This window comes from Bartonella sp. P0282, assembly GCF_048452985.1.
Lineage (GTDB): Bacteria > Pseudomonadota > Alphaproteobacteria > Rhizobiales > Rhizobiaceae > Bartonella > Bartonella choladocola.
Window position 1 is genome coordinate 919,535 of the sequence record NZ_WTFO01000001.1, and the last position, 12,726, is coordinate 932,260.

A 12,726-nucleotide genomic window follows, 5' to 3' on the forward strand; every position below is an offset into this window, starting at 1 on the left:
ATTAAGTCTGTAACCATTATAAACGAAAAACAAGAATTCATATTCGGGTTCAAAAGGTGAATAATCTGAAAAAATCTCTAAAAACTTCAAAGATACAGCAATCAGGAAAAGGCATTGGGGCGCAAGACAATGCAGGCAATGCCGGTTCGGATTTGATTGTCGAGAACAATTTAAAGCGGGTCTTGACCAGTCTTGATGATACAAAGGCCGAAAATATTGTTACGATTGATCTGCGTGGCCGTTCTCCATTAGCCGATTACATGGTGATTGCTTCGGGCGGCTCACAACGTCACGTTTCGGCATTGGCCGACCATCTCCTTTATGCGGTCAAAGATTTCAATAATGGTCCAACCAAAGTAGAAGGCCTTAGCGAGTGTGATTGGGTGCTGATTGATCTTGGTGACATTATTGTTCACCTGTTTCGCCCCGAAACACGGGAATTCTACAATCTCGAAAAGATGTGGGGACAACCGGAAAATGATGACGCTGTCGCTTTGAGAATTGGAGAAAATTGACGTGCAAATTTCGGTATTTGCCGTTGGTCGTATGAAAAAAGGACCGGAAAGCGAACTCGTCAGCCGTTATTTCGACAGGTTTTCCAAATTGGCTCCATCTTTGGGGTTAAATTTTCACACTGTCCATGAGATTGTCGAAAGCCGATTACAAAATGCGAGCCAGAGAATGGAAGAAGAGGGTGAGAAACTCCTCGGCTCCTTGCAGGAAGGGGGACGGCTTATCGTTCTTGACGAACGCGGAAAATCGATGACATCGGTTCATTTTGCGAAAATACTGGAAGATTTTCGTGACAGCGGAAGCAAACATTTGACCATTGCTTTAGGCGGTCCCGACGGACATTGCGAAAAAGTGCGGCAGCGCGCGGATTTGCTATTATCCTTCGGTGCCATGACATGGCCGCATCAGATTGCCCGCATTTTGCTTAGCGAACAACTTTACCGCGCCGCAACAATTTTGAGCGGTCATCCTTATCATCGTATCTGAATATATAAAGCGCAATCAAAAATCCGGTTTGTGTTAACATGATCTTAGGGTAAACAGTCTAGTTTTGTTGTTTTGGATTTGAGTGAACTTCAATAGGAAAAATGTCACGTTTTGTCATCGGAGATGGTACGAAAATTATCCCGCATCTATTGGCGGGGGCCATGGTTTTTTGTGCCTTGTTTTATCCGGCTTTCAAAGCTTTTGCAGATCAGGATGCAAATAAGGAAGCCGCCGGTAAAGCTTTGGATGACATACGTCAGACAATGACGATTTCGCGACAAAAAATGGCGGAACTCGCAAGTCAGGTTGACAATCTGAAAAAAGATCAACGAACATTGACGGGCGAAATCGTCAAAGCGGCAAAGAATGAACGGGAGAGTTCACAAAAAATAGCCGATAGCGAAGTCAAGCTGAAAGAATTGCTTGATGAAAAGTCGAAGGTCAACCAGAACCTTGAAAGTCGACGGGCTGAATTTTCCGAAGTTCTGGCAGCCCTCGAACGGATGGGGCTTAATCCGCCTCCGGCTATTCTGGTCGAGCCTGATGACGCACTCAAGTCGGTGCGCAGTGCCGCACTTTTGGGAACACTCGTGCCGGAAATGCGAGAGAAAACGCTGGCACTTTCGGCAAGCCTGAAAGATTTGACCAAAGTGCAAAACGCCATACAGGCTGAACATGAGAAGATGAAGAGTGAGGTGCAATTGCAGGTCGAACAACAAAGGCGATTGGCCTTGTTGCTTGAAGAAAAAGCAAAATTGCAAAAGACTTCCGAAAGCGAATTGACGACACAAAGAAAAACTGTTCAGGAACTTTCCGAAAAAGCAAAATCTCTTGAAGATTTGATAGCCGAACTTGACCGGCAATCGCGCCAGGCGACAACGGGTAGCGATACAACAGTTGAAAATGCCGGTTTGTTGCAAAATCTGGATTTCGAGGCAAAAAAGGGGAGCCTTATGTTGCCGGCTGCCGGTAAGCTCGTCCAGAAGTTCGGTGCTAATAACGGGGCAGCTCTCGGTGATACAGTTGAAACCCAACCCGGAGCAATCGTAACTGCACCGGCCGACGGAGTGGTTGCCTATGCAGGGCCTTTCCGTTCATATGGCGAGTTGGTTATTCTTGATACCGGACAAAATTATCATATATTGCTAGCTGGAATGGACAAGATTTATGTTGCCCAGGGGCAATTTTTGTTGTCAGGTGAGCCGGTAGGCACAATGGGGAGTCAACAAATTGCTAGTGCGGCTTCTTTGGATATAGGCAAAAGCACTCCGATGCTTTACATTGAATTCAGAAAACAAGGTAAACCTGTAAGTCCGGCACCGTGGTGGGTAGCTGGTAAGTCGGGAAGGAACCAGAATGATTCGTAAATTGACCGTTTTAGCCGCCGGTGCACTGCTTGGCGCAAGTTCAATGATTATGATGCAATCTTTTGCAGCTAATAGTGATGGCGACACCTACAAGCAGCTTGCTATTTTTGGCGATGTGTTCGAGCGTGTGCGGGCACAATATGTAACAGTGCCGGACGATAAAAAGCTCATTGAAAATGCAATCAACGGGATGTTGACCTCGCTTGATCCCCATTCATCCTATATGAATGCCGAAGAGGCAAAGGATATGCGGGTTTCCACCAAAGGTGAATTTGGTGGCTTGGGCATTGAAGTCACAATGGAAAATGATCTTATCAAGGTTGTTTCTCCAATGGATGATACGCCTGCCTCGAAAGCAGGGGTTTTGGCCGGAGACCTGATTTCAAAGATTGATGATGAACAGGTGCGCGGGCAGACTTTGAACGATGCCGTCAGCAAAATGCGCGGCGAAGTCGGCAAGCCGATCAAGTTGACTATCATTCGCAATGGCGTGGATAAACCTTTGGAAATCACTGTTATTCGCGATATTATCAAGGTCAAGGCCGTCAAATATCGTGTCGAGGGTGACATCGGTTATTTGCGTCTTATCCAGTTTACCGAACAAACTTACGATGACCTTCAAGCAGCCATTAAAGACATCCAGTCAAAAATTCCTGCCGACAAGCTCAAAGGATATGTTCTGGATCTGCGTTTGAATCCGGGGGGCTTGCTCGATCAGGCTGTGAGTGTGTCGGATGCGTTCCTTGACAAAGGGGAAATCGTTTCAACGCGCGGTCGCGATCAGGCGGAAGTTATGCGCTTTGATGCCAAACCCGGCGATATTTCCAACGGCAAACCTTTGATTGTGCTCATTAATGGTGGTTCGGCCAGTGCTTCCGAAATTGTTGCCGGTGCTTTGCAGGATCATCGCCGTGCGACAATTCTTGGCACACAATCTTTTGGCAAAGGTTCGGTGCAAACAATTATTCCGCTTGGCGATAACGGCGCTCTACGTTTGACCACAGCTCTTTACTATACGCCTTCAGGTTCCTCGATTCAGGGGAAGGGGATCACACCGGATATCAAGGTGGATCAACCATTGCCCGATGAATATAAAGGCTATGATGTAAACTTGGGTGAGTCCGAGTTGAAAGGACATATCAAGGGTAATCAGGAGGATGATAAGGGATCAGGCTCTGCCGCCTTTGTTCCAAAGGATCCGAAAGACGATATCCAGCTCAATGAAGCCTATAAATTGCTTCGTGGCGAGATGGCAAATGCCGCCTTTCCTCCGAACCCGCAAAAAGGCGTTCCCAATTGAACGGAATAAAAGCGCGTCCAACGCGCTTTTTATTTGCGCAAATGTGCCGTTAATATTACGCTTTGAATATTATCAATATTAGACGGGCAGAGGTAATTTCAAAAATATAAATTGATGTTGTTGGTTTTTTTGAAACCGTTATAGAGTTTATATAGAATTTCGGACGAACAATGCGGTTGGTAGGATATTGGTAGGATATTGGTAAGATAATGACAAAAAGTGATAGTGAGAAACAAAAAAAACCGATGGATTTGCCTTATCGTAAATGCGTCGGTATAGCCTTGTTCAACAAAAACGGCCAAGTCTGGGCGGGACGGCGTATTACAAACAGGTTAAGCGAGCTTAAAGGTGCTTCCAAAATCTGGCAAATGCCACAAGGAGGTATCGACAAGGGCGAAGAGCCGATTGATGCGGCCAAACGCGAACTTTACGAGGAAACCGGTGTTCACTCTATAGAGTTGATCGAGGAAACAGAGGGCTGGGTCACTTATGATTTGCCTGAAGAGCTTGTCGGTATTGCTTTAAAAGGGAAATATCGTGGACAGACGCAAAAATGGTTTGCTTTCCGCTTTTTGGGTGATGACAAGGAAATAGCAATCAATCCGCCGCCGGAAAACAATGCAGCAGAATTCGACCAATGGAAGTGGGTGGATCTCGAAGCTCTTCCGATGATGGTCGTGCCTTTTAAACAAGCTGTATATGAAAAAGTTGTTGCCCAGTTCAGGCATATTGTTTGTTAATATAGTAAGCTGGAAGAAAAATTGTCTGGTTTGAAAGACTGACATCCTTTATACGGGTAAACAGAATTTTAAATATTGGGTATAAATAATTCGGAAGAGAATATTCAAATGAAGGGTTTACTCTACTCCTTTTTTGCTGTCGGTCTGCTATTTTCCAGTTTTTCGGCTCAGGCCGCCAATGATAAGGAGGTCAAACCGGGTTCTGCTACATTGCCGAATGGTGCGTCGTCGCTTACTGAAACCTATGGTTTGTGGACTGTCAATTGCGCTGTGCAAAATGGTGAAAAAGCGTGTGCTCTTCTTCGTCAGGAAGTCAATAATCAGAACCAGCCGGTTATCAGCATGAATGTGTCGACCAATAATAACGGCGATGTATCCGGCGTTCTGGTTGTGCCTTTCGGTATTCTGGTTTCCAAACCGGTGAAGCTTCAGGTTGACGACACCAAGGTTGTGATTGAAACAAATGTTCGCACATGTATGCCGGTTGGCTGTATCGTACCTGTTGCCTTTGACAAAACATCAATTGCCGGCTTGCGCAGTGGCAAACAACTGAACGTCAAAGCAACATCTGCCGGTAATGGAGAACAGGTTCTGGACAATCTCTTTGTTCAGCTTGACGGTTTCGGATCGGCACTTGATCGTTTGGGAGCACTTAAGAAATAAGCAGCAGACATTCGGCTGTTTAATCATTAACGCTTGAAAACGTATGAAAAATGGCTCTTGCGAGCCATTTTATTTTTTTGAATTACAACTTATTTTTTGAATAACAAAAGCCGTAATGCGTTGAGTGTGACGAGAACCGTTGCGCCTGTATCTGCCATAACCGCAAGCCAAAGTCCTGTAATGCCGAAGATCGTTGTCAGCAGGAAGATCAACTTCAAGCCGAGCGCTATGGCAACATTTTCTTTAATATTCAACATTGTCGTGCGGGCTAGCGAAATCAGTGTGGGAATATCGCTCACACGGTTGCGCAATATTGCTGCATCGGCAGTTTCCAATGCCACATCGGTTCCCGATCCCATAGCAATGCCGACATTTGCGGCTGCAAGTGCTGGTGCATCATTGATACCATCGCCCACCATAGCAACGATATGATTTTTTCCAAGTTCGTTGATCGCTGCCACTTTCATTCCGGGCATCAACTCGGCTTTGACAGAAATTCCGAGTTTTTTTGCAATGGCTTCACCGGTCAATCTGTTATCTCCGGTAAGCATGACTGTTTCGATTTTTAAACGATGCAGTTGATCCAAAGCATTCATGGCGTCGTCTCTTGGTTCGTCACGCATTGCAATAACGCCGATTGCCTTGCCATCATGATGGACAACAATGACTGTTTTTCCCTCATTCTCGAATTTGTCGGCACTTGTTTGCAATGCTTCACCGATAATGCCGTAGTCGTGAGAAAATCTCGGCGCGCCAATGAAAACCGGTTTGCCGTTCCATTCGGCAGTAATGCCTTTACCGGCAACAGCTTTTACATCTTTTACCGGAACGGCTTCTATTTTACGCTTTCCGCTTTCTGTTATGATAGCAACAGCTAACGGGTGGCTCGATTCCCGTTCGAGGGCGACAGCAAGTTGCAATACTTCGTTTTCCGAATATTCGGTTGCGACAACATCAGTCACAATCGGCATGCCTTTTGTCAAAGTACCGGTTTTATCGAATGTGATGCAATCGACTTTCGATAAGGCCTCGACAACATTGCCTCCCTTTACCAGAAGCCCTTGGCGGGTTCCGGCCGAAAGCCCCGATGCAATGGCTGCCGGCACAGAAATAACCAGCGCACAAGGACAACCGATCAGCAACAAAGCCAATGCGCGATATGTCCATTCCTTCCATTGCCCGTCAAAGAGCGGGGGAATAACGGCGACAAGGATCGCAATACCGACGATAATCGGCATATAGATTTTTGCAAAAGCGTCGATAAAGCGTTGTGTGGGGGCTTTTGCATCCTGCGCTTCTTCAACCAGAGAAATGATACGCGCGATCGTATTATCGGCGGGTCTGGTTTCGACGCGAATGCGCAAAGCGGATTCATTATTGATGGAACCGGCGAAAACTTTGCTATTGACCGTCTTTGTCACAGGATTGGATTCACCGGTAATCGGCGATTCATCGACACCCGATGTCCCATCGACAACAACACCATCCGCCGGTATACGGTCACCGGGGCGAGCAAGGACAGTGTCGGCAATTTGAAGACTGTCAGCAGGGACTTCTTCAAGCTTCCCGTGAACTTCCTTCCATGCTGTCTTGGGGGTAAGTTTGCTTAATGACTTTATACCAGCGCGGGCATGGCCTGTTGCAACACCTTCAAGCACTTCGCCAACGCAAAACAGGAAAACAACGACAGCCGCTTCCTGTGTCGCATTGATAAAAATTGCACCGATTGCTGCAATTGTCATCAACATTTCGATGGTAAAAGGGCTACCGTTTTTCAATGCGGCAAATGCCCTTTTTGCGACAGGCAGAAGCGAGACGAGCGCAGCAATTGTGAAGAACCAGAATGTTAAATCGGGTAAAAAAGTCGAGGCAATATAGGCCAATGCCAATAAGACACCGGAAAAAATAGCCACTTTACCTTTCTGTGTCTTATACCACGATTTTTCTTCATTGTGTTGGTGTGGCTGGTCACTATCAATTTTATAAAGACGATAGCCAAGCGAGCTTACTGTTTTTTCGATGTCTTCGGGGCTGACGCGGCTTTTATCCGCTTTCAAAGACAGTCTTTCTCTGGTGAGTGAAACATGGACATTCTCGACCCCGGACATGCGTTCCAAGGCGGTGGTAATTGTTCTGGCACAGGCCGCGCAATCCATGCCCTCGACGCGCCATAAAGAGTCATTTCCCGCCTCTAGCCGCGGATCATCTTCGACGATTTTTTCATCCTCGTCATCATGGTCATGAGAATGGGAATGATTGTGGTGTTCATGGGAATGCTCGTGACAATGATCGCCACAACATTGATCGTCACTATGCTTATGGGAATCGTCATGACTGTGACCGGCGCGGGAGTGATGTTCATGATGGTGTTCGTCTTCCCCCACGGTCAACGACTTCTTTCCGGTGCGATGATGGTCGTTGCCGGCTGCGAGGGAGAGAATTTCATGATGCTCTTTATCGTCGCTCACGGGGTTATCTCTGTCGTGCCGTTGAGCGTGATTATGTGGAGCGGTTTTCTTTTCGACTTCAGCCATAGGTCGTTTCTCCTCTTAAGGCTTTCCCGTCATGTATCAAAAATCCCAACACTGGAAATCGGAGAGCGATGGAGATAAAATTTTGAAATCCGGCTCTCGACATCCACGAACTGAAATTCCTTGAAAGGGCATTTCTGACTGTGGAAATCATTGTCGAATAATTATATAATTCCTGTAGTAACTACAGGTTCAAGAGGAAAAATGCAGAAAATTTATTTTTCAATTGGCGAATTATCAAAACATACCGGCTGCAATGTCGAAACCATCCGTTATTATGGGAAAATTGGCCTCCTTGACGAGCCGGAGCGCACAGAAGGCAATCAACGCCGTTATGTCGAGGCGGATTACAAGCGCCTGTTGTTCATTTTGCGAGCAAGAAATCTCGGATTTTCTATCGAAGCCATACGCCAGCTTATTGCATTATCCAAACATCCGGATGATCCATGTGGCGAAGCCGATACAATTGCGCACAAGCAACTTGCAGAAACACGTATGAAAATTGCACGATTGAAAATTCTCGAAAACGAACTGGAAAGAATAACAAAGCCGTGCAGCGGTCATAAAATACACGAATGCAAGGTTATCGAAAGCCTTGCAGATACAAGCTCTCTTCAAGCTTGACCGCTTGAAGAGAGAAAAAAAGCCCTTTTACAAAGCCTGAGGGGTATAGCCTTCTTCTTTTATAATCTCGGAGAGGCTCGCTTTATCCGTAACACCGCCAACCTTGACGAGGTGTTTGTCGAGTTCGATATTGACATCGGCAGACGGATATTTTTCTTTTATCGCATTGGTGATTGTTTTTACACAATGCCCGCATGTCATATCCTCTACCTTGAACAAGCTTGTGTTTTTCTCAGACATTTTTATATTCCTTTACCTATTGACTATTTACTATAATATGAGGGCTTCCTATAGGGTAAGGTCAAGGGTGGAGAATTGTTTATTTTGATAAAGCCCATAAAACAGGAAAAAGATGAAGTCTGCACGTAATTTGAATGGTGATGACATACGCACTTTGGGGCTGGCCTCTTTGGGGGGAGCGCTTGAATTTTATGACTTCATCATATTTGTATTTTTCACCGCCGAGATTTCGCGTACGGTTTTGCCTGCGGAAATGTCGCCTTGGCTTGCCACAACATGGACTTACGGCATATTTGCTGCGGGTTATCTCATGCGCCCCATTGGCGGAATTGTCATGGCGCACCTTGGCGACAAGCTTGGACGAAAACGGATTTTTACGTTTTCAGTGCTTTTGATGTCACTTGCAACTCTGGGAATGGCTTTTGTGCCGACCTACAGCCATTTCGGGCTTGCGTCGCCACTCATTCTGTTATGCTGCCGGATGATGCAGGGGCTTGCTGTCGGGGGCGAAGTGCCCGGTGCATGGACGTTTGTTGCAGAGCATGTTCCCGAACGTCATGTCGGTTTGGCAACAGGTGTTCTGACTTCGGGTTTGTCACTCGGCATTTTGATCGGCTCGTTCATTGCATTTGCGATCAACTATATTGTTCATAACAATGTGTTGCCATGGCCTGAAAATGTAACAGATTTCTGGGGCTGGCGGGTTGCCTTTGTTATTGGCGGAATCTTCGGGCTTATCGCTGTCTGGCTCCGGCGTTTTTTGGAAGAAACGCCGATTTTCAAAGAGTTGAAAAGGAAGAAAGCCCTATCAAAAGACATTCCCTTGAAAGTGGTTTTGACACACTATTTGGGAAGCGTCAGCGTCGCTATATTGCTGACTTGGACATTATCGGCAACGGTCATGATTAGTACCTTGCTCACGCCGAACTATATGAAAGCAGCGCCTTATCATTATTCTGGCGATATTACACTTGCCGCCAATTCGATAACAAGTTTTTTCCTTATTCTTGGAACGCCGGTTGCCGGATTTCTTTGCGACCGTTTCGGGAGCGGCAAGTTCTTTACTTTTTCGGGAATTGCTTTTGCTATCGTTGCCTATATTTTTTATCACTGTGCAGGCTATTCGACGGGATTGTTTTTTGTGCTTTCCGCCTTTCTGGGCTTTTTCGCCGGTTATGTCGGTTCGGTCGCTTATGTGATTGTGCGCGGTTTTCCGGCAACTGTCAGGTTTTCGGGGTTATCTTTTTCTTATAATATTGCTTATGCAATATTTGGCGGCTTGACACCGTGGGTCATCAATTTGATGCAACCGATCTTTCCGATGTTCCACATGTGGTATCTGATTGTTATTTCCCTGCTTGCAAGCCTTGTCGGGCTTTACCTCATTTTTTACGGAGAGAAAAAGCAAATGCCGATAGGGATTGAAGAACTGGAAACAGAGAATTTGTGATTATTGTTGACTGAAACGGAATTTGACCGGAATGGAATTGAGCCGGCAACTTTTAGCACTTCCGGCAGTTCTTAGGAAAAGCGTTAAAAGCCTGATAAAAAAGGCTTGCCCATTCTATGTCGGAATGGCAATTTCACTATCGACCGACGTTCAAAGGATTAGAGAATGATTTTTGCTTTACTATCTGTGATAGACCTTGTCTTTAGCGTTTATATCTTCATTCTCATTGCTGGTGCGGTATTTTCCTGGCTTTATGCATTCAATATTGTCAATCCGCACAATCCGCTGATTGCCGCAATCGGCAATTTCCTTTATCGTGCAACAGAACCTGTGCTTGCACCAATACGGCGCGTTTTGCCGAATCTCGGCTCAATTGACATATCGCCAATCGTTGTTTTCCTGATTATCTATTTCATCCGCATTTTTATGTGGCGCGCCTATTTCGGAGTCTTTTTCTGATATTTCGATATTATCTGTCGATTGACGAAACCAGCTAAAGAAAATTGGCAGTGGATGCGATCGACATCCCTCGCTTGCGAAATTGTTTAGCTGCTTTTAGTGAACTTTTTTGTTCCGGCTTAAAAAGACTGCCCCCAAACACAGAATATTGGTGAAGATCAGATAGTAAGCCGGTGAGGCGGGATTTCCAGTCAGTTTCAAAATCCACGTCACAACAATTTGCGCCGTTCCACCAAATAGAGAAATTCCCAACGCGTAGGAGATGGAAAAACCGGTTGCCCGCAATCTTTTCGGGAAACATTCACATAAAAATATGACAATTCCGGCACCACTAATATTTTGCAATGCCGTGAAAACGGTAATGACACCGAAAAAGACCCAAATATTATTATGCTGGTTGACGAGATAGAGGCCAGGCCAAAGGATAACAAGCAAAATAATACGCGGAATAACGATTGTTTCCCGCCGCCCGAACCTGTCGGCACAATAGCCGCCGATCAATGCAAAAATAACAACACCCACCCCCACAACAAAAGTGGCAAGCATGGCAAAATTCTCGCCATAATGCAGCTCCGTCAAGGCATAGGTTGTTGTATAATTCAAGAAATATTGCGTGACGGTACTTCCGGAAAGAACGAATATTCCGATAAAAATCAAAGCACTGTGATGCTCGAATATTTCTTTCAGCAGTCCCTTTGTCGAGTTATTTTCGGATTTGTCTTCAAGTTGCAACGTTTCACCCAAATGGCGACGCATTAAAATTGCAATGGGTAGAATGCAAAGCCCAAGACCGAATGCAATCCGCCAGCCCCAATCGGTTTGTTGCTGGTGGCTTAAATAAAGGCTTAAAATATAACCGACCAAACCGGCAACTATGGCCGCGCTTCCTTGTGCTACAATCTGCCAACTTGCATAAAAAGCGCGTTTTCCCTGTGGGGCTGCTTCCATGATAAACGTTGTGGCAGGTCCTGCTTCGCCGCCCCATGCCAGTCCTTGCGCCAATCGCGCTACAACCAGCAATATCGGCGCAGCAATTCCGATTGTCTCGTAGCCGGGCAGAAGAATAAGTCCGGCAGTGCCGATTGCCATCAACAACATTGTCAGGATCATTGCAGGTTTGCGTCCGACCTTGTCGGCATAGGTGCCGATGAGGATTGCACCCAAGGGGCGGGCTATAAAACCTATGCCGAACGTAGAAACCGACAAAATCAGGCTTGAAAACGCATTATCAGACGGGAAAAAAGTTTTCCCGATCATGACTGCAAATGTTGTATAGACGATAAAATCATAGAATTCGACAGCATTGCCGACGGCAACCGCGGCAACATCACCTTTGGTGATGTGATGTTGTTTTTTAACTGTGTTTATACGGCCATCCATGCATTAAAACCCTGTTGCGTCATTCTCGTCAGAATACAGGTTCGGCATTTACCTGCATGTCTTGTTGAAGCTTCTACTTAAAAAAACGACCGGCAGCGACATGCTGTCGGAAGAATTTTTTGAAATATTTCCAATCACGAACCAGAAATATCAACCTGTTCAATCAGGATAATGTTCTCGCCCGATTATTCCGAAATTGGCAAGAATTTAGGCATTGGACTTTTCTAAAGACAAATCAAATTGTCGTAAAAACACGTTTTCGTCTTGAATTTCTTTTTTCAAAACAACGGAAAAAATAAATACCGCAATTTAAAAAAGACTTTGATAAGTCGCAAAAAAATACGCCCGTCAAATTTGACGGGCGTTTTATGAAATAAGGCTTGAACTCAGAAAATTGACAGATGGCCTATCAATTATTTTTTAGCGCGCTTGATCGCTTTATTGATAAGTTCGCGGGCAAAATCCTCGTCTTCCCAACCACCGATCTTGACCCATTTTCCGGGTTCGAGATCTTTATAATGCTGGAAGAAATGTTCAACCTGTTTCAAAGTGATCTCGGGCATATCGGCATAATCGTGAACATCAACATAGCGTTGGGTCATTTTCGGAGTCGGAACAGCAATGATCTTTTCATCCTTGCCGCCGTCATCTTCCATAATCAAAGCACCGATTGGACGGCAATTGATTACACAGCCCGGAACAAGCGGACGGGTGTTAAGAACGAGAACATCAATCGGGTCGCCATCTTCGGATAATGTGTGCGGAACAAAACCGTAATTCCCCGGATAGGTCATAGGTGTATAGAGGAAGCGGTCAACAAACAATGCACCGGATTTTTTATCCATTTCATATTTGATTGGCTGTCCGCCGACAGGAACTTCAATGATAACATTTACGTCTTCCGGCGGATTTTTGCCGATGGGGATCAAATCAATATTCATAGAGACATCCTTTCCAGAATAAAAAGAGCCGG

At 45.6% G+C, this 12,726-nt stretch carries 13 protein-coding genes; 9 read left to right on the plus strand and 4 right to left on the minus strand.

The annotated features are described in order from the left end of the window. Positions 1-152 precede the first annotated feature (152 nt). The 6 genes from rsfS to GQS64_RS04135 all read left to right on the plus strand — a co-directional run bounded on the left by rsfS (position 153) and on the right by GQS64_RS04135 (position 5,069). Positions 153-515 carry a ribosome silencing factor gene (gene rsfS, locus GQS64_RS04110; protein ID WP_225868172.1) on the plus strand — a complete coding sequence of 121 codons (363 nt, stop codon included), beginning with the start codon at positions 153-155 and terminating at the stop codon, positions 513-515. 1 nt (position 516) lies between these two features. Continuing rightward, positions 517-999, plus strand: coding sequence for a 23S rRNA (pseudouridine(1915)-N(3))-methyltransferase RlmH (gene rlmH / locus GQS64_RS04115; RefSeq protein WP_198230704.1), 483 nt, complete (start codon positions 517-519; stop codon positions 997-999). A gap of 101 nt (positions 1,000-1,100) precedes the next feature. Then, complete coding sequence (locus GQS64_RS04120) at positions 1,101-2,366, plus strand: murein hydrolase activator EnvC family protein (RefSeq protein ID WP_246798485.1); 1,266 nt, start codon at positions 1,101-1,103, stop codon at positions 2,364-2,366. Further along, the gene (locus GQS64_RS04125; protein ID WP_077991129.1) at positions 2,356-3,666 is read left to right on the plus strand and encodes a S41 family peptidase; all 1,311 of its coding nucleotides are present in this window, start codon (positions 2,356-2,358) and stop codon (positions 3,664-3,666) included. Before GQS64_RS04120 ends, GQS64_RS04125 begins: the two co-directional genes overlap by 11 nt. Positions 3,667-3,875: 209 nt before the next feature. Next, positions 3,876-4,406 (plus strand): RNA pyrophosphohydrolase, encoded by a 531-nt coding sequence (locus GQS64_RS04130; protein WP_077991131.1) that lies wholly within the window; start codon positions 3,876-3,878, stop codon positions 4,404-4,406. Between the two features lie 108 nt (positions 4,407-4,514). Then, positions 4,515-5,069, plus strand: a complete 555-nt coding sequence (locus GQS64_RS04135) for an invasion associated locus B family protein (protein WP_077991133.1) — start codon at positions 4,515-4,517, stop codon at positions 5,067-5,069. 89 nt (positions 5,070-5,158) lie between these two features. Here GQS64_RS04135 and GQS64_RS04140 read toward each other — a convergent pair whose 3' ends face one another. Beyond that, the gene (locus GQS64_RS04140) at positions 5,159-7,603 is read right to left on the minus strand and encodes a heavy metal translocating P-type ATPase (protein WP_198230705.1); all 2,445 of its coding nucleotides are present in this window, start codon (positions 7,601-7,603) and stop codon (positions 5,159-5,161) included. A 201-nt stretch (positions 7,604-7,804) separates the two neighbouring features. Here GQS64_RS04140 and GQS64_RS04145 point away from each other — a divergent pair, with 201 nt between their 5' ends. Beyond that, positions 7,805-8,224 carry a MerR family transcriptional regulator gene (locus tag GQS64_RS04145; RefSeq protein WP_077991137.1) on the plus strand — a complete coding sequence of 140 codons (420 nt, stop codon included), beginning with the start codon at positions 7,805-7,807 and terminating at the stop codon, positions 8,222-8,224. Positions 8,225-8,251: 27 nt separating this feature from the next. Here GQS64_RS04145 and GQS64_RS04150 read toward each other — a convergent pair whose 3' ends face one another. Further along, complete coding sequence (locus GQS64_RS04150; RefSeq protein WP_077991139.1) at positions 8,252-8,464, minus strand: heavy-metal-associated domain-containing protein; 213 nt, start codon at positions 8,462-8,464, stop codon at positions 8,252-8,254. Between the two features lie 112 nt (positions 8,465-8,576). Here GQS64_RS04150 and GQS64_RS04155 point away from each other — a divergent pair, with 112 nt between their 5' ends. Together GQS64_RS04155 and GQS64_RS04160 are read left to right on the plus strand one after the other, a co-directional pair. Next, positions 8,577-9,914: an MFS transporter gene (locus GQS64_RS04155; protein ID WP_198230706.1), complete on the plus strand. Its 1,338-nt coding sequence runs from the start codon at positions 8,577-8,579 to the stop codon at positions 9,912-9,914. 165 nt (positions 9,915-10,079) lie between these two features. Further along, entirely contained in the window at positions 10,080-10,373 is a 294-nt protein-coding gene (locus tag GQS64_RS04160; protein WP_077991146.1) for a YggT family protein, read from the plus strand. A gap of 96 nt (positions 10,374-10,469) precedes the next feature. Here the strand turns inward: GQS64_RS04160 and GQS64_RS04165 are convergent, their stop codons facing one another. Beyond that, positions 10,470-11,753: an MFS transporter gene (locus GQS64_RS04165; protein WP_198230707.1), complete on the minus strand. Its 1,284-nt coding sequence runs from the start codon at positions 11,751-11,753 to the stop codon at positions 10,470-10,472. 413 nt (positions 11,754-12,166) lie between these two features. Further along, positions 12,167-12,694 carry an inorganic diphosphatase gene (gene ppa, locus GQS64_RS04170; protein WP_077970583.1) on the minus strand — a complete coding sequence of 176 codons (528 nt, stop codon included), beginning with the start codon at positions 12,692-12,694 and terminating at the stop codon, positions 12,167-12,169. Between the last annotated feature and the right edge of the window lie 32 nt (positions 12,695-12,726).